Raw genomic sequence first — 20485 nt, 5'->3', positions numbered from 1 at the left:
AAGCAATAGCTTATTTTTGCCGCATGGGAAGAAAAAGATCAGACAAGATAGTGTTTGACAATGTCAAAGTACTTGATGCAGGCGCAAAAGGCGTATCGGTAGCAAAAGCTCCCGACGGAAAAGTTATATTTATACCAAATGTGGTTCCGGGTGATGTGGTAGATATACAGACTTTCAGGAAAAGAAAGTCGTATTATGAAGGAAAAGCTATTAACTTTCATGAATATTCTGAACACAGAATTGACCCTGTATGTAGTCATTTTGGTTCTTGCGGAGGCTGTAAATGGCAAAACATGAAATACAGCCAGCAGCTTTTTTATAAAAACCAGGAAGTATATAACAACCTTAAGCGTATTGGTAAAATAGAATTGCCTGATTTTGAACCTATATTAGGATCAGAAAAACAGTTTTTTTACCGTAATAAAATGGAATTCTCTTTTTCCAACAGCCGTTGGATGACTGAAGAAGAGATTCAAAGCGGAAAAGAAATTGACAATGCTAATGCCCTGGGATTCCACATCCCTAAAATGTGGGATAAAATTCTTGACATTACACATTGCAGCCTTCAGGAGGATCCCAGCAATGCCATAAGAAATGAGATAAGAGACTTTGCCAATAAAAACGGACTTACATTCTTTAATCCGCGTAATCACGAAGGGCTTCTTCGTACGCTGATGATACGTACTGCCTCTACAGGAGAGATAATGGTACTTATACAGTTCTTTGAAGACGATAAGGAAAAACGTGAGCTAATACTTGATTTCCTTGCAGAGCGTTTCCCGCAAATCACTTCATTACAATATGTAATTAACAGTAAGGCTAACGATACACTTTACGATCAGGATATTATACTATATAAAGGCCGTGATTATATACTGGAAGAGATGGAAGGTCTTAAATTCAGCATTAATGCCAAGTCTTTCTACCAGACTAATTCTGACCAGGCTTTTGAGCTTTATAAGATAACCAGAGAATTTGCCGGTCTTACAGGTAACGAATTGGTATACGATTTGTATACAGGTACAGGCACAATCGCACAGTTTGTTTCTAAAAAAGCTAAAAAGGTCATTGGTGTTGAAGCTGTACCGGAAGCAATTGCCGATGCTAAGGAAAACGCTAAACGCAATAATATTACCAACTGCGAGTTTTTTGTTGGAGACATGAAAGTTGTGTTCAATGAAGAATTTATTAGTACGCACGGTAAACCTGATGTTATTATTACCGATCCGCCACGCGATGGTATGCATAAAGATGTGGTAGAGCAAATTTTAAAAATTGCACCGGAGAAAGTGGTATATGTTAGCTGTAACTCAGCAACACAGGCACGCGACCTTGCTTTGATGGACGAAAAATATAAAGTTACACGTGTGCGTCCTGTGGATATGTTCCCGCAAACACATCATGTGGAAAATGTTGTACTTTTGGAAAAACGATAATTTAATATCCGCCTTATCAATATGAAAAAAATAATTACATGTTCTTTTCTGTTACTCCTTACAGCCATAGGCTTTTTGAGTTGTGAAAAAGACGATTTATGTGCAGAGGGTAGTATTACTACTCCAAATATTGTAGTTGAGTTTTATGATAAAGACAACCGTACTGTACTGAAAAATGTAACTTATTTTCAATATTTCACAACTGATGGCGATACACTACCCAGTTACAAAACATATTTAAACACTAATAAAATATTAGTACCCCTGAGGACTGATAATGAAGAATCGCAATGGATTTTTAGTCTGGGTAAAAAAGTAAACAGTGATACCATTTATAACAAAGATGCTGTTACTTTTAAATATGTACATAACGAAATTTATGTTTCCAGAGCCTGCGGTTTTAAATCTAATTTTATACTTAACCCGAATACACAGGATGATCCTAACCCACAGGTAGATGATTCTCAGGATGCAGACGGCCTTTGGATACAGGATTATACAATAGAACAGCCTAACATTGAAACCTCAGATGAAGTACATGTCAAAATTTATTTTTAGTGTCGTTTTAATGTTGGTTTTTACATCAGCATTTTCACAACAGGAACAGGATACAATAGTCAACACTTCTATTAAAAACCAGCGTTATGGCCTTCGTATAGGTGCAGACTTATATACCGCTGCACGCTCTATTTATGACGATAATTTTCAGGGTTTTGAGATTGTGGGCGACTACAGGGTTTCACAAAAATTCTTTGCAGCTGCAGAGATAGGAAACACAAAAATTACGGTTGACGACGACCAGTTAAACTTTACCACTAACGGAACCTACCTTAAAGTAGGTTTTGATTATAATACTTATGAGAACTGGCTGGACATGCAAAATATGATCTATGTGGGTATGCGTTATGGGGTAAGCAGTTTTAGCCAAACCCTTAATAGTTACGAGATTTATGATCCTTCCGGCTATTATGACCCAACTATAGTCTATCCCAACCAGGAATATACTGGGTTAAATGCACATTGGCTTGAATTTGTAGCCGGTGTAAAAGCAGAACTGGTAAATAACCTTTTCCTTGGTTTTAGCTTAAGGCTTAAGACGCTTATTGTAAACAATAAGCCTGATAACTTCGACAATCTATACATTCCGGGCTTTAACCGAACTTATGAAGGTAGCTTTGGAACCGGATTTAATTATACTGTTTCCTATTTAATACCTATCTACAAGAAAGGTAAAAAATAGTATAACAGCACCCTAACTTAAAAGCGTAAGTATATACTTGCGCTTTTTTTATTGCCACGGGTTATTTTTATAAAATAATTAATACTAAAATGGGGATTTAGCGTTAAATTGCAAGATAATTTTATGCTGAATAACTACCAGAATTATGAATGAAATAAAGATCTTATGGGTTGATGATGAAATTGACCTTTTAAAACCACATATACTTTTCCTTGAAAAAAAGAATTATAAAGTTACTACTGCCAATAATGGACAGGATGCCCTTGATCTTTTTGATGAAGAAAACTTTGATATAGTATTCCTTGATGAAAATATGCCCGGGTTAAGCGGATTAGAAACGCTTGCCGAAATGAAAGAGAAAAAGTCTTCTGTTCCGGTAATTATGATTACCAAAAGTGAGGAAGAATACATTATGGAAGAGGCAATAGGGTCTAAAATTGCCGATTATCTTATAAAACCTGTAAACCCTAATCAGATACTGCTTAGTTTAAAGAAAAACCTTGATATCTCAAGACTGGTATCTGAGAAAACTACGCTTGATTACCAAAAGGAATTTCGTAAAATATCCATGGATCTTTCTATGGTAAACAGTTATGAGGATTGGGTAGATCTTTACAAAAAACTTATCTTTTGGGAAATTGAGCTTGAAAATATTGAAGACCACAGTATGATAGAAATACTGGAATCTCAAAAACTGGAGGCCAATTCACAGTTTGGTAAATTTATAGAGAAAAACTACGAAGATTGGTTTAATCCTAAAGAAGATGATAAACCGATACTTTCACATAACCTGTTCAGGCAACTTGTTGTTCCAGAAATTCAAAAGAAACAACCTATACTTTTTGTTGTGGTTGATAATCTTAGGTATGACCAGTGGAAAGCTTTTGAAGGTGTAGTGAATAACCATTACAAGCTTGAAAAGGAAACTTCATACTATTCCATATTACCTACTGCCACACAGTATGCGCGTAATGCCATATTCTCAGGTCTTACTCCTTTAGAAATGGAAAAAAAATACCCGCAATACTGGAAAAATGATGTGGAAGATGGTGGTAAAAATCTTTATGAAGCTGAGTTCCTTACAGAACAACTTCGCCGTTTAGGTCTTAACATCAAACAGGAATATTATAAAATCACCAACTTTAAGGATGGTAAAAAGCTTGTAGACAACTTTAAGGGGCTTAAAAATAATGACCTTACTACAATAGTATACAACTTTGTGGATATGCTGTCTCACGCCAAAACCGAAATGGATGTGGTAAAAGAACTGGCAAGTAACGACAAAGCTTACCGTTCGCTTACATTAAGCTGGTTTAAAAACTCCCCGTTATTAGAAATGATACAACAGGCTCAGCAAATGGGCTTTAAACTTATTCTGACTACAGACCACGGTACCATAAACGTAAAGAACCCTTCTAAAGTTATAGGAGACAGAAATACAAGCCTTAACCTGCGTTATAAAACAGGACGAAGCCTTACTTTTGAAGATAAAGATGTTTATCATGTAAAAGATCCAAAAAGTATTCAGCTTCCTGCTGTAAATATGAGCAGTTCTTTTATTTTTGCTAAAAACGATTTATTTCTGGCTTATGTAAACAATTTTAATCATTATGTAAGCTATTACAGAAATACCTACCAGCATGGCGGTATTTCACTGGAAGAAATGATTATTCCGTTTTTAGTGTTTAACCCAAAATAGGTTAATTATATGGAACTGACTTTTTCCCTTGAGGAGATTGATAATGCTGCAAAACAGATACTCGCACATGATATGAAAAAGACTGTGCTGTTTCATGCAGGCATGGGTGTAGGCAAAACAACACTTATTAAGGCTATAGCAAAACGGCTGGGGGTTAAAGACATGACCTCCAGTCCTACTTTTTCTCTGGTAAACGAGTATGAAACAGAAAATGGTGATATACTGTACCATTTTGACCTTTATCGTTTAAATACAGAAGAAGAAGCATATGATATGGGGCTTGATGAGTATTTTTATTCAGGTAACTTTTGCCTTATAGAATGGCCGGAAAAAACACCTAACCTTATACCTTTAGACCACACTACAATTACCATAAAACAACTGCCGGACGGAAAGAGGCATCTAGTTGTAAAATAGTTATTTAACTTAGTATAATTTTTGTAAATTGTATCAAATTTTTTCAGCCAAACCATGTCGTTAACACCGTTCACAAAACAGCAATTGCTTCCGCAGGAGGAGAAACTTGAAGTAGGAAAGCAACGAAGTAACCTGTTTATAGGTATTCCCAAAGAAACATCTTATCAGGAAAGAAGAATTTGCCTAACACCCGATGCGGTTACTTCGCTTACGGCTCATGGCCATCGCGTTATGATTGAAGCAGGTGCAGGATTGAGTTCCAGCTATACGGATAAGGAATACAGCGACGCAGGTGCCGAAATAACCAACGATACAAAAAAAGTATTTGGATGTCCCGTTATTCTTAAAGTAGAACCACCTACAGTCAAGGAAATTGAAATGATGAACCAGCAAACGCTGATCATTTCTGCCATTCAGTTAAAAACCCAGAAAAAAGAATATTTTGAGGCTCTGACTTCTAAAAAAATAACAGCCCTGGCTTTTGAATTCATTAAGGATGAAGACGGCTCCTACCCTGCCGTAAAATCATTAAGTGAAATTGCAGGGACAGCATCTGTACTTATAGCATCAGAATTGATGATAAACCAAAAAATAGGTAAAGGCTTACTATTGGGTAATATTACCGGTGTTCCTCCTACAGAGGTTGTTATTGTTGGTGCAGGAACGGTTGCCGAATATGCTGCCCGAACAGCGTTAGGACTTGGTGCTAACGTAAAAGTGTTTGATAATTCCATCAATAAGCTGCGCAGGTTGCAAAACAATCTTAACCAACGCATATTTACATCAACCATACAAGAAAAGGTATTATTAAAAGCCCTTATGCGTTGTGATGTAGCCATAGGCGCAATGCGTGGAAAAGAACGTACACCTATTGTAGTTAGTGAAACTATGGTAGAGCATATGAAAAAAGGTGCTGTTATTATTGATGTTTGTATAGATACTGGGGGATGCTTTGAAACTTCGGAAATCACCACTCACGAAAAGCCGACATTTATTAAGAACAATGTAATTCACTATTGCGTTCCTAATATACCGTCACGCTATTCTAAAACGGCTTCTATGTCTATCAGTAATATCATTAGTCCGTTTTTACTGCAGATGGCCGAAGATGGTGGTATAGAAAGCTCAATACGCTGCAATTATGGTTTGAAACACGGTATATATTTCTATCATGGATTATTAACTAACAGATCTATAGCCGACTGGTTTAATATACCTTTCAGAGATATTAATCTTTTAATATTTTAATTATTTAGAAATCAGGAAAAAAAACCCGATTTGGAAAACACACTACTACTCATCATTGTTGGATTAATTATAGGAACTGTCGGAACACTTATTGGGGCCGGTGGAGGCTTTATCCTTGTTCCTTTTCTTTTATTCTTTTACCCACAATTTGAACCTGAAACAATAACAGCAATATCTATAGCTGTAGTTGCCTTAAATTCCATATCAGGTTCATTTGCCTATGCACGATCGGGCAGGATTGATTATAAAGCTGGAGTTACATTTGCTTTATATACTATCCCGGGATCTATATTAGGAGTATGGACAGTTAAATACATAAACGAGAAAACATTTAATATTATTTTTGGTATATTACTCGTTGTTTTATCAATTTATCTTTTCTTTAAAAACCGAAAAGTTGTTGCTCAAAAAATAACTCAAATTACCAGAAAAGGATATAAAAGCACCAAACTTACAGATAAGGCAGGAACAACTTATGAATACAGTTACAAACAATCTTTTGGAGCTATAATAAGTGTATTTGTAGGCTACATCTCCCCTCTTTTAGGTATTGGTGGAGGTATTATACACGTACCCGCAATGGTAAACTGGTTGCGTTTCCCTGTTCATATTGCAACAGCTACCTCACACTTTATTTTAGCTGTAATGGCTACGGTTAGTGTTATTACCCATGCCTTTAGTGGAACATACAGCAATAACGAAATTATTCTTACCATAGTTTACCTAAGCTTAGGCGTCGTACCTGGAGCTCAGTTAGGAGCCTATTTTTCTCACAGGATAAAAAGCCATGTTATTATTAGGGCACTGGCTGTATGCCTAATTATTGTAGGCTTCAGGATATTATTCTACAAGAGATGATTACAATAAGAGAATATACTCCTCTTGATAGAGAATCTCTTATAAAGCTGCTTCGTCTTAATATTCCAAAATATTTTGCTCCTGAAGAAGAACAGGACCTTATTGATTATCTGGATAAACACATTTACAGCTATTTTATAATATTACTGCATAACGAAATTGTAGGTGCGGGAGGCTTTAATATTTCTGAAGATAAAACCACAGGTACTCTTTCCTGGGATTTTTTTCATCCGGAGCATCAGGGCGCCGGACTTGGTACTACCCTTACCCTATACAGGATTAAGAAATTAAAAGAAATTAAAACCATTACAAAAATAATGGTGCGCACCTCTCAGCTGGCCTACAAATTCTACCAGAAATTTGGTTTTGAAACTCAGGAAATCGTGAAAGATTACTGGGGTAAAGACTTGGACTTATACAGAATGGAAAATAGTATAGAAAAAATTAATTAGTACTGATTTCTTCTTTCTTAGGTTTAAGAGTTAAAAAATAGGCTAAAGTCAATACTAATACAGCTTCAATAACACCTATTAATAGTAATGACCAATCTCCATACAAAGGAATTGAAGTACCTGACCAACTATCCGGTTCATAATCTCTGTGTATTGACGTCATAATTATTACAAATCTCTCGAACATCCAGCCTATATTAATTACAAAACTTACAAAGAGCAGGAAATAAATGTTTCTACCTAACTTTTTTACTAACAGCAACAGAGGTATTAAAAGGTGTCCTAACATCATTATTAAATAACTCCACCAATATGGCCCGGTAGCCCTGTTTACAAAACCATATTCTTCATTAGGAAAAATTAAAAGTACTGAATAGAAAATTATATCAAGAAAAATATACAAAAGCACTCCCCATTTTACAATTAAAACAGCTTCTGTAACAACATCTTTTCTGCTAGATAAAATTCTGTAAAAAAGTAAAATAAAAACTGTAACCAAAAGAGGCTTGATAAATAAAAGGTTAATTAAACTTATTATATCGCTAAATATCTCCATATATAAATCGCTTAAAGTCTAATTAATAATACAACCTAAAATCAAGCCTTTTACAAAGCGCATACGTTTTTTCATGCAGCTCTTCTACAATATCAACTACATCATCACTATCCTGAAAAAGGCTGAAGAATATCTTGTCCAAATTAACGCTGCTTACACCGCTAAAAGGAATTCCGTATCCTGAAATAGCCTTAGCCCCTGTAACATCTAAAAAATACTGGGCTTCTTCTTCTTCAAGATCTAAAATCTTTGAATTAGCAAAATGAATAACCTTTCCTTTCATTCTTCCTTCAAAAAGCTCGGCTATTTCTTCAATACTATAGTAATAACCATTTAGGCATATATTATTTGCCTCCCCTTTCATTACCAAGTAAATAATTTCATAATTTTTAAAATTATGGTCATTATAAAGCAATATCTGAAGGCTTTCTTCCATTCCCTCTATTGTGTCACAACTCTTGTAAATACTGTCTATCCCTTCATAAGCCAACTTTTCCAAATTCCTTACTACTTCTGTTTCGGTATCTGTTTCAACATCGTTAACAGCCTCAAGGCAAAATATAAACTTATCGTATTCCATAAAATTCCTGCAAAATAATAGATAACAAATGTAGCTTTCTTTTAGTTTTTAATCAAAATCAGTTACTTTCGCGCAAAAAAATAATTGTGCGGTGGTGAGCAATCCAAAAGACAGAATTACGTATTTTACTGAGAGCCTGATAAATGATATAGATTTACCGGAGCGCTTTACTTTTCCGTTTTTTTACGAACCCCACCCGCTCACTAAAATTGCTACAGCTCAATTACAGGAATATCTCGAAAATCAAACCGATTTAAACCATAACTTCGGACTTATAGAAAATCAACCCGGACTGGTTATAGGTAAAATGTTTGGGGTATTGGTAATTCAGGATGAAGAAGGCAAGCTGGGGTATCTTTCGGCTTTTTCAGGAAAACTTGCCGATTCTAATGACCATCCTATGTTTGTACCTCCTGTTTTTGATATGCTTGTGGAAGACAGCTTTTTTCTTAAAGAGCAATACATTCTTAACAGCATTAATGATAAGGTTAAGGAAATTGAACAGGATGAAAGATATATCAAGCTAAAAGAGGACTTAGAAAAATTTTCTGTTCAGTCTGCAAAAGAAATAGCAGCATTTAAAAAACGTTTAAAAAGCAATAAGGCTTACAGGAAAAGTCTGCGCGACCGAAGAAAAAACATCATTAATGAAGCTGATTATGCTCGTTTTGAAGCATATTTAATACGCTTTAGCCATTATGACAACCACCAGTACTCACTTCTTTCCAATCAATGGAAAAAAACTCTGGAAGAGGTACAAATTGAAGTGGCAAAATATAAAGACACTATTGAAAGTCTTAAGAAAGAAAGAAGGGAAAAATCGGCAGCACTACAGCAACAGCTTTTTGAACAATATGCTTTCTTAAATAAGGACCGCAAAGAAAAAAGCCTGCACGCTATATTCAGCGATACCGTTTTTGGCAAGCCTCCTGCCGGTGCAGGTGAATGTGCAACTCCTAAATTACTTCAGTATACTTTCCTTCACGGATTTAAACCTATAGCAATGGCTGAGTTTTGGTGGGGAGCATCTCCAAAATCTGAAGTCAGGAAGCACAAACAATACTATCCTGCCTGTACAGGTAAATGCAAGCCTATCCTAAAACACATGCTGGAAGGGATGCCTGTAGATGATAATCCATTCCTTATCAATCAGGGCGAAGGAAAAAAACTAGAGACAGTTTATGAAGATGATCATCTAATCGTGGTTAATAAACCTGCTGAACTGCTTTCAGTTCCCGGCATATTGGTTCAGGACTCTGTCTATTCTAGGCTACAGGCCATGTGGGGAGATATAGAACCTCTTATTATACACAGGCTGGATATGTCTACATCAGGCCTTTTAGTAGTGGCCAAAACCAAAGAAGCACATAAAAACATACAAAAACAGTTTTTAAAACGAACTGTAAACAAAAGATATACTGCATTGCTTTCCAGAGTTATAGACGGACAGGAAGGTGAAATAAACTTACCATTGCGTGGTGATCTGGATAACAGGCCAAGACAGCTTGTTTGTTTTGAGCATGGTAAAAAAGCCACTACAAAATGGAAGGTTGTTGAAAAAACAGATAAAACAACCAAGATTCACTTTTGGCCACTTACGGGACGTACACATCAGTTACGTATGCACTCGGCACATGAGTTGGGCCTAAACGCTCCTATTGTAGGCGACGATTTGTATGGCACTGCTGCAGAGAGACTTCACCTACATGCCGCTTATCTTGAATTTGTACATCCTGTAACAGAGGAAAAAATAAGTTTTGAAGTAACTGAAGGCTTTTAAATATAAATTTTCTTAAATCCTCCCACTACTTTTTCGCACAAACGCGTATTAAATCCAAACCCTGCATCTTACATTAAATTACGTCATGTAAATTTAATGCTTACACATACAATTTTACTCGCTTAAAACAGGCATTTACACCATGGTTAAAAGCCATAATTTCACTTAATTATATTAAATTTAAACATCAACAAAAGTTAAAATTAGAATTTAATATCAATATTAAAAGTAATACTATTACTTTTGCAAGTAAATATTTTAATATGCGAGTTGTCCTATCTAACGTTAAATTGATTATAAACGAAAATGTTTATGTAAAAGATCCCGAAAGTTCAGCATTAGGTAAAAAAATATTGAATGAAAGTATCTTGCTTATAGATGAGATGGGCTTTGAAGCTTTTACTTTCAAAAAACTGGGACAAAAAATTGAAAGTAATGAAAGTTCAATATACCGATACTTTGAAAACAAACATAAACTCTTAATATATCTTACTTCGTGGTACTGGAGTTGGATGGAATACCGTCTGGTTTTTGAAACCGCTAATCTTGAAAGTGCACATGAGAGGCTGAAAAAAGCAATTTTATTATTTACAGAAGAGATTGAAGATGATTTATCTACCGAACATATTAATGAATCTGTATTACAACGAATAATTATATCAGATTTTACAAAAACAATTTTGACAAAAGAAGTTGATCTGGAAAACAGAAATGGTTTCTTTTTAATCTATAAACGGGTAATACATCGTATCTCACAACTAATAAAAGAGGTAAACAGTAATTATCCCTACCCTGACTCTCTTGCAAGTTCCATAATTGAAGGGGCTTTGCATCAGCATTTTTTAAAGCAACATTTAAAGTCCATAACTAACTGCGATGATTTAATTACGCCAGCTGATTTTTACATGGATATGATTAACAAAGTTTTAAATTAAAGATATGACCCCATTAAAACGATTTTATAATTTACTGAAACTGGATAAAAAAGACATTTATCAAATAATTTTTTATGCAGCTTTCTCAGGGCTTATAAGCCTCTCTTTACCTCTGGGTGTACAAGCTATAGTTAATTTTATACAGGGAGGTCAGATAAGTATATCATGGATAGTACTAATAATAATAGTAACCCTGGGGGTAGCATTGGTGGGGATACTAACACTGATGCAGTTAAGAATAACGGAAAATCTCCAGCAGAAAATATTTATACGGTCTTCATTTGAATTTGCATACCGCTTACCAAAATTAAGCTTTAATGCACTTTATGATAAATATCCTCCTGAAGTGGCTAACCGTTTTTTTGATACCCTTACCATACAAAAAGGGACATCAAAACTTTTACTAGACTTCACTACTGCCCTATTACAGGTTAGTCTTGGGTTAATATTACTATCACTTTATCACCCGTTCTTTATAATATTTGGTGTGTTATTGGTAGGAATACTTTATATCATCTTTAAATTCTCATTTCAGGAAGGCTTAAATACAAGCCTTAAAGAATCTACCTTCAAATATAAGGTAGCCTACTGGTTACAGGAAATAGCACGTAATAAAAATACATTTGGGAGAAAAAGTAATTTTGATTTCTCCCTTAATAAAAATGATAAACTGGTAAACAACTATGTATCGTTTAGGGAAAAGCACTTTAATGTAATAAAAAGACAGTTCTCGCAGCTTATATTATATAAGGTTTTTATAACAGCCGGTCTTCTTTCTGTTGGTGGTTTTTTAGTACTTAGCCAAAAAATGAACATTGGACAGTTTGTCGCTGCCGAAATTATAATACTACTTATTATTAACTCGGTAGAGAAGATCATCATTGGTCTTGAAACCCTATATGATGTACTTACTGCTGTCGAGAAAATTGGAGTTGTAACAGATCTTGAAATTCAGGAAGATTTTAAAAGTACCAAAGCAGATCTTTTTGAAAATGATATTACTCTGGAAACTGAGGAAATGAGCTATCGTTATCCTGATAACGACATTGATATCATCAAAAAAGTAAGTCTGAAAATCTTACCGTCTGAAAAAGTATTTATTACCGGGAATAATAATTCCGGTAAAACAACATTGGTGAGATTACTTTCCGGTTTTTTAATTCCTTCATCGGGAACACTATATGCCAATGACAATATCATAAAAAAATCAGACAATGGGTGTTATAAAGATCGCATAGGTGTAGTTATGCAGGATGACACTCTTTTTGAAGGCACACTTTTGGAGAATTTAACCTTTAATAACCCATACATTCAGGGTGAAGATATTAAATGGGCTTTAAACGCTGTTGGCCTTACTACAATAGTTAAAAGGCTGCCTATGGGACTGGAAACACAAATTAATCCTGACGGAAGACAGTTAACAAGATCGGTAATCCAAAAGATAATGATTGCAAGAGCCATAATTACCCGACCTAAAATACTATTCCTGGAAGAACCAACCATAAGTATGGATACCGAAAGTGCAAAAAAGATTACCAACTTTTTGGTTAGCCCGCAAAACAACTGGACAGTTATTGTATCATCGGTTGACCAGTATTGGGAAAAAACCTGCGACAGGCTTATTGAAATGAACAACGGAGAGATTGTTAACGACATTAAAATAACAGGCAATGCTTAATATATCTGACAATAACCCGGTTAAAATTGAAAATGGTACCGGATATGAGACCATAAAAGTGCTTAACAACAGGCCTCATTACAAAATCCTGAACAGGATAATTGTTTTTGTTTGTGTTATATGTTTTGCTGGCTTGTTTTTACCGTGGACACAAAACATTAGGGGTACAGGATCTGTAACAACATTAAAACCGGACCAAAGGCCACAAACCATTCACTCTGCCATTGCGGGAAGAGTTGAAAAATGGTATGTGCAGGAAGGTGATTTTGTAAATAAGGGCGATACCATTGTATTTATTTCTGAAATTAAGGAAGAATACTTTGACCCTAACCTTGTAGAAAACACCAAGCAGCAGGTAGATGCCAAAAAAATGGCTAAAGAATCCTATGACAACAAAGTAGTCGCTCTGGAAAGTCAAATGCAGTCTTTAAATACAGAATTAGGGTTAAAACTTGAACAGGGACGTAACAAAATAAAGCAGGCACAACTAAAAGTTAAGAGCGACAGTATGGACCTTGCTGCTGTTAATACGCAGCTTACAATTGCAAAAACACAGTTTGACCGTGCCGTAAACCTTAACCGTGAAGGTCTAAAACCTTTAACCGATGTAGAAGAAAAAAGACTCAAGCTACAGGAAGCAGAAGCAAAAATAATTACTCAGGAAAACAAACTGCTTGGATCAAAAAATGAGCTTATTAACGCGCGTGTAGAAATTAACCGAATAAGAGCCGAGTATACCGAAAAGATATCTAAGGCAGGTAGTGATAAATATACTGCCTTAAGCAGTCTTTATGATACCGAGGCACAGGTTACCAAACTGGAAAACCAGTATGTTAACTATAGTATCCGTAATGGTTTATATTACATAAAAGCACCACAAAGCGGTTATATAAATAAAGCACTACTAAGCGGTATAGGAGAAACAATTAAGGAAGGTACTTCTGTAGTAAGTATTATGCCTTCGGGCTATGATATTGCTGTAGAAACCTATGTAGACCCTATAGATTTACCTTTAATCAGGAAAGGGTCAAAAATAAGGGTTTGGTTTGACGGATGGCCTACCATTGTATTTTCGGGATGGCCTGGAATGTCTTATGGTACATTTGGCGGTCGTGTAGTGGCAATAGAAAACTTTATAAGCCCTAACGGTAAATACAGGGTACTTGTATCTCCAGATAAGGATGAGCAACCATGGCCGGAACAATTAAGTATAGGTGCCGGTGCACAAACAATAGCCTTGCTTGATAATGTACCTGTATGGTATGAGATATGGCGAAACCTAAACGGCTTCCCTCCTAACTATTACAGCGCGCAAACTGATAAAGCAACTTCATCAAAAGATAACCAAAAGAAATAATCATGAAACCGTTTCTCTTTCTTGTCTTTATTGTTTTAATGCCTTTTGGAGCATTTTCACAAGAATTTGATAAAGACATACTTAGTTTTAGTGAATATTTGGGTTATGTAAAAAAGTATCACCCAATGGTGAGCCGTGCCAATCTTGAAATTGATAAAGCGCAGGCACAACTTATGCAGGCACGTGGCGGATTTGATCCTAAAATTGAAGTGGACTTTGATAAAAAACAATTCAAGGATACAGAATATTATTCCATTTTAAACAGTAGCTTTAAAATCCCTACTTGGTATGGTATAGAACTAAAGGCAGCTTTTGATAACAGTGAGGGTGTTTATCTTAATCCGCAAAACTCCACACCTAACCAGGGGCTTACTTCTGTTGGTATTACCGTACCGGTTGGACAGGGATTATTTATTAATCAGCGAATGGCCGATTTAAGGAACGCTAAACTACAAATAAACCTTAGTCAGGCCCAACAGCGCCTTTCTGCTTTAGATGTACTTTACAATGCTTCTGAGGCTTATTTTTCATGGCTTAAACATTATAACGAGGTACAAATGTATAAAGAGTACCTTGATTATGCAGAAGAGCGCTATGAGGGTGTTTTAAAGCTTATAGAACAGGGTGACAAACCTGCTATTGATAGTGTAGAAACGGGCATATCTTTAAAAAACCGTAAGTTAAGCCTAGAAAATGCAACGCTTAAATTAAATAAAGCGAGACTGGAAATGGCTAACTATTTATGGATTAACGGAACTCCGGTTGAACCTGCAGAAGATTTAAAACCGGAAGTAGAGCTCATTGAACAGATTGAAACTATATTAAATACAGGAGAAATAAATAATACTGAGGCTATTATTACAACACATCCAAAACTTAAAATGCTTGAAACTAAAATTGAGATGCTGGATATTGAAAGAAAACTCAAAGCCAATTATTTACTTCCAAAAATTGATTTAGGCTATTATTATCTTTCAGAACCCTCCTATTTTGATAATTTTCGTACAGAAGATTACAAGATAGGACTTAACTTCTCCTTCCCTATTTTTTTAAGGAAAGAAAGAGGAGCCTTAAACTTAACTAAGCTCAAGTTACAGGATACAAAGTTCGAATTGCAACAGGAACAGTTACAGATTAAAAATAAGATTGATGCACAGCTTACAGAAATAGCATCGCTTAAAAGACAGGTAAACCTTTTGGAAAGCCTTGTAAAAGATTACCAGACAATGCTTGAAGCCGAAGACCGTCTTTTTTCGTTTGGGGAAAGTTCAATCTTTATTATCAATTCCCGTGAGACCAATCTTATAGCTGCAAGAATACAGCAAATTAACATGGAAAACAGTTTATTGATGAGCAATGCAGGCCTTTTCAAAATTATGGCTGTTTCGCAATAGTCTATAGTTTAGTGTACACTCCCGGTTACGTCCACTGTTGTATTCTAATCCCAAGCTGGCAATCCGTCAATGCAAATTCTTTTGCTCCCCAGGGCCGTAGTGTAACAACCTTAAGATTCGGGTGTAAAAATTCAGGGTGGGAAGCAGCAACCTGTTTGTACACGTCTTCAATTGCATCGGTTACCAGCCGGATTTCCGGGTGGTGCTCCCCAGCTGCCGCAGCATCCTGAAAGAGGTATATGCTTAATCCGTCCTTTTCCAGCACGCAGAAAGGCTGTTTTGCACTTAGCTCATTGTGCGTGATTTCGAAGGTAAGGCATTCTACAAATAGTTTAAGCCCGTCGTTAATATCTGCATAAAATATATTGGGAATCAGTTTTGTAAAATTCATGATATTGTGCTTTTTAATTATTAGTTTTAAGATACGGAATGATAGTGTAAAAGTTAATTCGCTTACCTGACGGGGTAAAGATATGCTTCTCACTTCTCAGGGGTAAAAAACTCTCCGAAGTGCCATAGTATACCGGAAGGATCATATACAAAACATTCCCTGCCCCAATGTTCGGTTCTAACAGGTACAAGTTTAACTCCCGGATATTTTTCAGCTAAGCGCAGGGCAGAAAGCGTATCCCAAAAAGCTGTAACATCGTCCACTTCTAAAAAAATCATGGTATTGTCAATCCAGTCTTTTACATATGCGTCCTGAAGATAAAATCCGAGGTTACCGGTTTTAAAAAGCGAAAAACCCGGTGATAGTACTACCTCTTCAAACCCAAGGTCGCGGTAAAAATCAGCGGAACATTTAAAGTTTTGTGCGCCTATAAATGGCCTAATGGCTTTGACGTTATGTTTCATAGCTACTTATTTGCTACAAAGCTAAACAATTAGTGTAGGACAATCGCTTGACTGAAATCAAGAACCTCTTGCTTCCCTTGCCCATTGCAACCTGACGCGACTAAGTGTTTCAGGTGCAATCTTTAGGTAAGATGCAATGAATTTTAAGGGAAAGGCCTGTACAAGGTCTGGCGTATTCCCCATTACAAAATTATATTTCTCTAAAGGCGTCAGGGCAGCATCGAAAAAATTCAACCTTGTTGCCGGAGCAATCATTACATTGTTTAATTGCAGAAATGAATTTGATTTTCCAATCAGGTAATGTACTGCTTCGAGGCTAAGTTCCAAAACCGTACTATCAGAATACGCCGCAATAGACAACCGGGAAGGCTCCTGGGAAACGAAACTGCTATAATTAAAAAACCAAGTGCCCTGTGTATGGAGGTCAATAACATGTAAAGCGTCTTCATCACTTCTAAACTGATAGGCCTCACCTTGGATTAAATAGTATAGTGAGCGTGCAACTTCGCCTTCATGTAAGATTGTTTCCCCTTTTTGGATTTGAATTATCTTTACCGCTTTCTCAAAAACAGACACTTCCCAATCCGCATAATTACCGGTTGTATGTAATATCTCTGATATCATTTGTTTGAATTAATTGGAGTACCATTTTTCGGAAACATTAACCAGTTCTCATATAGCTATATCGTATCAGAACAAAAATAGTTGTCTCTCTACCTCCTTGGCGGATTCTTATGAGAACAAATATAAATAAAAAACTCCCCAGTTTCCTGAGGAGTTCTTTAAGTAGTGGGCGATGAGGGATTCGAACCCCCGACCCTCTCGGTGTAAACGAGATGCTCTGAACCAACTGAGCTAATCGCCCGATATGTCTGCAATTTCGTCCCTTGTTCAGTTCCTTATTGCGAGTGCAAATATACACCTAGTATTTGTATTTGCAAGCGTTTTTAAAAAATATTTTAAAGTTTTTTTATGTCCTTCAAAAGCACTTTATTTTCAAAATTCACCACTTCAATCTCAATAGGCTCATTATTAGTATTTCTACCTTCAATAACATAAATTTTACCTCCTCTATAAGAAGCCTTACTTCTTGAAAAATCTACGTCGCCATGCTCTGTACATTTCTTTACATCATCCATTGTTACCCAGTTTTCCTCTAATTTTTGCTTAGCCTCCTCTGACATAGTAAAAGATTTGCTTCTGATGTTCTTTAATACCCTACAGTTGGGCAGATAACAAAACTCGGCATCTTTCTTATCTAAAAACATAAATAAGAACATACAGCCAATAAGGGCTCCAAAAAGGTAATAAGCTAAACGGTGTTTAAATTTCATAATAAATATATTTTTGAAAAAAGCAGGCCAAGCCTGCTTTAATTTGTTATTCTAATTTTCTTCTTTTTCTTTCAGCGCTTATAAGATTAAGCTCGCGGGTTGTTTGCCCTGCTACAGAAGTGTTCTCTTCTGCCCTTCTTATTAGGTATGGCATAACATCCCTTACAGGACCAAACGGAAGATACTTGGTTACATTGTAACCGTTTTCAGCAAGGTTAAAGCTAATGTTATCACTCATACCGTAAAGCTGACCGAAAAACACTTTTCTATCTGCTTTTGTTATACCTTTCTTTTCCATAAGCTGCATAAGCCTATAAGAGCTCTCCTCGTTATGAGTGCCGGCAAAAATAGCCATCTTATCTATATGATCTACCATATATACTATAGCAGCATCATAGTTTTCGTCTGTAGCTGTTTTAGAAATACAAATAGGTGATTTATAACCTTTCTCCTCTGCCCTTTTGTTTTCCTTTTCCATATAAGCTCCCCTTACTACCTTCATTCCAATATGAAAACCTTCTTCCTGAGCTTGTGAATGAAGTTTTTTAAGGTAATCCAGTCTGTCCCAACGGTACATTTGCAGGGTATTGTATACAATAGCTTTTTCTTTATTGTATTTGCGCATCATGTCTGCAACAAGATCATCGGCAGCGTCCTGCATCCAGCTTTCTTCAGCATCAATCAATAAGGCAACATCCATTTCATGAGCCGTTTTACAAACCTTTTCAAAACGCTCAATTACTCTGTTCCACTCTGCAGCTTCTTCAACTGTAAAGGTTTTACCTTCTCCCAGTTTTTCATACAATTCAAAACGTCCGAAACCGGTAGGCTTAAATACAGCAAAAGGTATAGCCGCTCTTTCTTTTGCAAAAACAATGGTTTTTAATGTTTTTTCAAGGGCTTTATCAAATTCCAACTCTTCCTCTTTCGCCTCTACAGAATAGTCAAGAACTGAAGTAACACCTTTGGTAAACATTTTATCTACAACCGGCAGGCAATCCTCTTCTGTAGTACCTCCACAAAAATGATCAAAAACTGTAGCCCTGATTAGGCCTTCAACAGGTAAATGTACTTTTAATGCAAAGTTAGTTACCGCTGTTCCTATTCTCACTAAAGGCTGTGAAGCTATCATTTTAAAAAGAAAATATGCCCTGTCAAGTTCAGTATCACTTTTAAGGGAAAAAGCAACCGCTGTATTGTTGAAGATTTTTTCCATTGTGTTTAAAAAATTTGTGCAAATATAAATACTGTTCAAGAATTAATGATATAAAATACTTTATTTTGCGATATAATTAAAACACTACACTATGCAGGCTATTCAATCCACAGGATATTCCGTTTATTTTAATGCCGATTGTTATGCTTTCCTAAAGGATAATGTAACCCCCGAAAAGTATTCTAAAGTATTTGTATTAGCCGACAGTAACACCTCTCAGCTTTGCCTCCCTAATTTTTTGGCCCAGTTTGCCACGCTCGTGGAAATTGAGATACTTGAAATTGATGCAGGAGAAATAAACAAAACCATAGAGACTTGCGTGCAGGCCTGGCATGCCCTTACGGAAATGGGTGCCGACAGAAAGAGCCTCCTTATTAATGTAGGCGGTGGTATGGTTACCGATTTGGGTGGATTTGTAGCCTCTACTTTTAAAAGGGGAATAGACTTTATTAATGTACCTACTTCCCTACTTGCTATGGTAGATGCCTCTGTAGGCGGAAAGACAGGAGTGGATTTGGGCACACTTAAAAATCAGGTAGGGGTTATCAACACACCTGTTGCTGTTTTAATAGATGTCAATTACCTTGATACATTACCGCAGAACCAAATGCGATCGGGCCTTGCAGAAATGCTGAAACACGGACTTATATGTAATAAAGCTTACTGGAATCAGTTTTTAGACCTTAGCGGATTAACAACCGATGACCTGCTTGAGCTTATATATACTTCTGTAATTATTAAAAACGATATAGTATCTCAGGATCTCAATGAAAAAGGATTAAGGAAAATATTAAACTTTGGACATACCCTTGGTCATGCTATAGAATCTTATTTTCTGGAAGACCCTGAAAAAGAAGAATTACTTCACGGTGAAGCCATTGCCATAGGTATGGTTTTAGAAAGTTACATATCATTTGAAAAAGATTTATTAACTTTAAATGAATATACCGAAATAAAAGAAGTTATAACTTCATTATTCGGTGTTACCCACTTTAGTGAAAGCGACATTCTAAACATCATAAATATAATGGCTCACGATAAAAAAAGTGAGTTTGGTGAAGTTCAGTTTGTGCTGTTAAAAGGCATTGGAAAAGCCCTGTTTAATGAGCCTGTGAAAAACGATTTGATAATCAACGCATTCAACAACTATTTGGGGTAACATTTTTTTAAGAAATTTGTTTTTAAATACGAATGAATATTTTTTACATTTGCGCCGATGAAAAGAGACCTAAATATACTTTCTAAAGCAGCAACTACAAGCAATAGCAGTAAGTTAGCCCTTATCAAGCGTTTTATGCTTTTTCTGAAAAATATTACAGGTTATGAAACTTTATTTAATAAAAACATTCACAAAAGTTTAGAGATAATGTATGCTAATTTAAGAGTTTGAAAACAGATTATTCCTTTAGGTATTTCTTAATTTTATAATCTGTCAAAAACTTACAAATAG

Annotated in this window: 22 protein-coding genes and 1 tRNA gene; 15 read left to right on the top strand and 8 right to left on the bottom strand. The window is 35.9% G+C overall.

What is annotated here, in order from left to right:
- Positions 1-23: 23 nt before the first annotated feature.
- The 8 genes from rlmD (at position 24) to NU09_RS02655 (ending at position 7350) form a co-directional block, all read left to right on the top strand.
- Positions 24-1436 (top strand): 23S rRNA (uracil(1939)-C(5))-methyltransferase RlmD, encoded by a 1413-nt coding sequence (gene rlmD, locus NU09_RS02690; RefSeq protein ID WP_129749718.1) that lies wholly within the window; start codon positions 24-26, stop codon positions 1434-1436.
- A gap of 21 nt (positions 1437-1457) precedes the next feature.
- Positions 1458-1994 carry a DUF6452 family protein gene (locus NU09_RS02685; RefSeq protein WP_129749717.1) on the top strand — a complete coding sequence of 179 codons (537 nt, stop codon included), beginning with the start codon at positions 1458-1460 and terminating at the stop codon, positions 1992-1994.
- Positions 1975-2676 (top strand): DUF6048 family protein, encoded by a 702-nt coding sequence (locus NU09_RS02680; RefSeq protein ID WP_129749716.1) that lies wholly within the window; start codon positions 1975-1977, stop codon positions 2674-2676. Before NU09_RS02685 ends, NU09_RS02680 begins: the two co-directional genes overlap by 20 nt.
- Positions 2677-2821: 145 nt before the next feature.
- The gene (locus NU09_RS02675; RefSeq protein WP_129749715.1) at positions 2822-4375 is read left to right on the top strand and encodes a bifunctional response regulator/alkaline phosphatase family protein; all 1554 of its coding nucleotides are present in this window, start codon (positions 2822-2824) and stop codon (positions 4373-4375) included.
- Positions 4376-4384: 9 nt separating this feature from the next.
- Positions 4385-4792 (top strand): tRNA (adenosine(37)-N6)-threonylcarbamoyltransferase complex ATPase subunit type 1 TsaE, encoded by a 408-nt coding sequence (gene tsaE / locus NU09_RS02670; RefSeq protein ID WP_129749714.1) that lies wholly within the window; start codon positions 4385-4387, stop codon positions 4790-4792.
- 54 nt (positions 4793-4846) lie between these two features.
- On the top strand, positions 4847-6040 hold the full coding sequence (locus NU09_RS02665) for an alanine dehydrogenase (RefSeq protein ID WP_129749713.1): 1194 nt from the start codon (positions 4847-4849) through the stop codon (positions 6038-6040).
- A gap of 30 nt (positions 6041-6070) precedes the next feature.
- Positions 6071-6898, top strand: coding sequence for a sulfite exporter TauE/SafE family protein (locus tag NU09_RS02660; RefSeq protein ID WP_129749712.1), 828 nt, complete (start codon positions 6071-6073; stop codon positions 6896-6898).
- Entirely contained in the window at positions 6895-7350 is a 456-nt protein-coding gene (locus tag NU09_RS02655) for a GNAT family N-acetyltransferase (protein ID WP_129749711.1), read from the top strand. Before NU09_RS02660 ends, NU09_RS02655 begins: the two co-directional genes overlap by 4 nt.
- Here the strand turns inward: NU09_RS02655 and NU09_RS02650 are convergent.
- Together NU09_RS02650 and NU09_RS02645 are read right to left on the bottom strand one after the other, a co-directional pair.
- Positions 7343-7906, bottom strand: coding sequence for a hypothetical protein (locus tag NU09_RS02650; RefSeq protein ID WP_129749710.1), 564 nt, complete (start codon positions 7904-7906; stop codon positions 7343-7345). The two genes, NU09_RS02655 and NU09_RS02650, sit on opposite strands and share 8 nt — an antisense overlap.
- Positions 7907-7928: 22 nt before the next feature.
- The gene (locus NU09_RS02645) at positions 7929-8486 is read right to left on the bottom strand and encodes a DUF6642 family protein (RefSeq protein ID WP_129749709.1); all 558 of its coding nucleotides are present in this window, start codon (positions 8484-8486) and stop codon (positions 7929-7931) included.
- A 94-nt stretch (positions 8487-8580) separates the two neighbouring features.
- Here NU09_RS02645 and NU09_RS02640 point away from each other — a divergent pair, with 94 nt between their 5' ends.
- The 5 genes from NU09_RS02640 (at position 8581) to NU09_RS02620 (ending at position 15630) form a co-directional block, all read left to right on the top strand.
- Complete coding sequence (locus NU09_RS02640) at positions 8581-10266, top strand: RluA family pseudouridine synthase (protein ID WP_317125755.1); 1686 nt, start codon at positions 8581-8583, stop codon at positions 10264-10266.
- Positions 10267-10529: 263 nt separating this feature from the next.
- The gene (locus tag NU09_RS02635) at positions 10530-11201 is read left to right on the top strand and encodes a TetR/AcrR family transcriptional regulator (RefSeq protein WP_129749707.1); all 672 of its coding nucleotides are present in this window, start codon (positions 10530-10532) and stop codon (positions 11199-11201) included.
- Between the two features lie 4 nt (positions 11202-11205).
- Positions 11206-12879: a peptidase domain-containing ABC transporter gene (locus tag NU09_RS02630; protein WP_129749706.1), complete on the top strand. Its 1674-nt coding sequence runs from the start codon at positions 11206-11208 to the stop codon at positions 12877-12879.
- Positions 12872-14236, top strand: coding sequence for an HlyD family secretion protein (locus NU09_RS02625; protein ID WP_129749705.1), 1365 nt, complete (start codon positions 12872-12874; stop codon positions 14234-14236). Before NU09_RS02630 ends, NU09_RS02625 begins: the two co-directional genes overlap by 8 nt.
- A 2-nt stretch (positions 14237-14238) precedes the next feature.
- Positions 14239-15630, top strand: a complete 1392-nt coding sequence (locus NU09_RS02620) for a TolC family protein (protein WP_129749704.1) — start codon at positions 14239-14241, stop codon at positions 15628-15630.
- Between the two features lie 25 nt (positions 15631-15655).
- Here the strand turns inward: NU09_RS02620 and NU09_RS02615 are convergent, their stop codons facing one another.
- The 6 genes from NU09_RS02615 to NU09_RS02590 form a co-directional block, all read right to left on the bottom strand.
- Positions 15656-16021 (bottom strand): hypothetical protein, encoded by a 366-nt coding sequence (locus NU09_RS02615; protein WP_129749703.1) that lies wholly within the window; start codon positions 16019-16021, stop codon positions 15656-15658.
- Positions 16022-16110: 89 nt separating this feature from the next.
- On the bottom strand, positions 16111-16485 hold the full coding sequence (locus NU09_RS02610; protein WP_129749702.1) for a VOC family protein: 375 nt from the start codon (positions 16483-16485) through the stop codon (positions 16111-16113).
- A 57-nt stretch (positions 16486-16542) separates the two neighbouring features.
- On the bottom strand, positions 16543-17109 hold the full coding sequence (locus tag NU09_RS02605; RefSeq protein ID WP_129749701.1) for a Crp/Fnr family transcriptional regulator: 567 nt from the start codon (positions 17107-17109) through the stop codon (positions 16543-16545).
- A gap of 166 nt (positions 17110-17275) precedes the next feature.
- Positions 17276-17350 (bottom strand) — tRNA-Val (locus NU09_RS02600).
- A gap of 94 nt (positions 17351-17444) precedes the next feature.
- Positions 17445-17819 (bottom strand): DUF4258 domain-containing protein, encoded by a 375-nt coding sequence (locus NU09_RS02595; RefSeq protein WP_129749700.1) that lies wholly within the window; start codon positions 17817-17819, stop codon positions 17445-17447.
- A 46-nt stretch (positions 17820-17865) separates the two neighbouring features.
- Complete coding sequence (locus NU09_RS02590; RefSeq protein ID WP_129749699.1) at positions 17866-19035, bottom strand: proline dehydrogenase family protein; 1170 nt, start codon at positions 19033-19035, stop codon at positions 17866-17868.
- 91 nt (positions 19036-19126) lie between these two features.
- Here NU09_RS02590 and aroB point away from each other — a divergent pair, with 91 nt between their 5' ends.
- Together aroB and NU09_RS17040 are read left to right on the top strand one after the other, a co-directional pair.
- Positions 19127-20194, top strand: a complete 1068-nt coding sequence (aroB, locus tag NU09_RS02585) for a 3-dehydroquinate synthase (RefSeq protein WP_129749698.1) — start codon at positions 19127-19129, stop codon at positions 20192-20194.
- A 57-nt stretch (positions 20195-20251) separates the two neighbouring features.
- Positions 20252-20425, top strand: a complete 174-nt coding sequence (locus tag NU09_RS17040) for a hypothetical protein (protein WP_165357646.1) — start codon at positions 20252-20254, stop codon at positions 20423-20425.
- Positions 20426-20485: the final 60 nt, after the last annotated feature.

The organism is Flavobacterium beibuense (assembly GCF_004151245.1).
GTDB lineage: Bacteria > Bacteroidota > Bacteroidia > Flavobacteriales > Flavobacteriaceae > Flavobacterium > Flavobacterium beibuense_A.
The sequence above is the reverse complement of the archived record's forward strand: the minus strand, read 5'-3'. Positions and strand labels throughout refer to the sequence as shown.

What these genes read in the sequence shown, in the direction of transcription:
- NU09_RS02590 (WP_129749699.1), bottom strand. Translation starts at nt 19,035, where the DNA reads ATGGAAAAAATCTTCAACAATACAGCGGTTGCTTTTTCCCTTAAAAGT.
- NU09_RS02680 (WP_129749716.1), top strand. Translation starts at nt 1,975, where the DNA reads ATGTCAAAATTTATTTTTAGTGTCGTTTTAATGTTGGTTTTTACATCA.
- tsaE (WP_129749714.1), top strand. Translation starts at nt 4,385, where the DNA reads ATGGAACTGACTTTTTCCCTTGAGGAGATTGATAATGCTGCAAAACAG.
- NU09_RS02675 (WP_129749715.1), top strand. Translation starts at nt 2,822, where the DNA reads ATGAATGAAATAAAGATCTTATGGGTTGATGATGAAATTGACCTTTTA.
- NU09_RS02650 (WP_129749710.1), bottom strand. Translation starts at nt 7,906, where the DNA reads ATGGAGATATTTAGCGATATAATAAGTTTAATTAACCTTTTATTTATC.
- NU09_RS02610 (WP_129749702.1), bottom strand. Translation starts at nt 16,485, where the DNA reads ATGAAACATAACGTCAAAGCCATTAGGCCATTTATAGGCGCACAAAAC.
- NU09_RS17040 (WP_165357646.1), top strand. Translation starts at nt 20,252, where the DNA reads ATGAAAAGAGACCTAAATATACTTTCTAAAGCAGCAACTACAAGCAAT.
- NU09_RS02645 (WP_129749709.1), bottom strand. Translation starts at nt 8,486, where the DNA reads ATGGAATACGATAAGTTTATATTTTGCCTTGAGGCTGTTAACGATGTT.
- NU09_RS02620 (WP_129749704.1), top strand. Translation starts at nt 14,239, where the DNA reads ATGAAACCGTTTCTCTTTCTTGTCTTTATTGTTTTAATGCCTTTTGGA.
- NU09_RS02625 (WP_129749705.1), top strand. Translation starts at nt 12,872, where the DNA reads ATGCTTAATATATCTGACAATAACCCGGTTAAAATTGAAAATGGTACC.
- aroB (WP_129749698.1), top strand. Translation starts at nt 19,127, where the DNA reads ATGCAGGCTATTCAATCCACAGGATATTCCGTTTATTTTAATGCCGAT.
- NU09_RS02595 (WP_129749700.1), bottom strand. Translation starts at nt 17,819, where the DNA reads ATGAAATTTAAACACCGTTTAGCTTATTACCTTTTTGGAGCCCTTATT.
- NU09_RS02630 (WP_129749706.1), top strand. Translation starts at nt 11,206, where the DNA reads ATGACCCCATTAAAACGATTTTATAATTTACTGAAACTGGATAAAAAA.
- NU09_RS02635 (WP_129749707.1), top strand. Translation starts at nt 10,530, where the DNA reads ATGCGAGTTGTCCTATCTAACGTTAAATTGATTATAAACGAAAATGTT.
- NU09_RS02665 (WP_129749713.1), top strand. Translation starts at nt 4,847, where the DNA reads ATGTCGTTAACACCGTTCACAAAACAGCAATTGCTTCCGCAGGAGGAG.
- rlmD (WP_129749718.1), top strand. Translation starts at nt 24, where the DNA reads ATGGGAAGAAAAAGATCAGACAAGATAGTGTTTGACAATGTCAAAGTA.
- NU09_RS02655 (WP_129749711.1), top strand. Translation starts at nt 6,895, where the DNA reads ATGATTACAATAAGAGAATATACTCCTCTTGATAGAGAATCTCTTATA.
- NU09_RS02615 (WP_129749703.1), bottom strand. Translation starts at nt 16,021, where the DNA reads ATGAATTTTACAAAACTGATTCCCAATATATTTTATGCAGATATTAAC.
- NU09_RS02605 (WP_129749701.1), bottom strand. Translation starts at nt 17,109, where the DNA reads ATGATATCAGAGATATTACATACAACCGGTAATTATGCGGATTGGGAA.
- NU09_RS02685 (WP_129749717.1), top strand. Translation starts at nt 1,458, where the DNA reads ATGAAAAAAATAATTACATGTTCTTTTCTGTTACTCCTTACAGCCATA.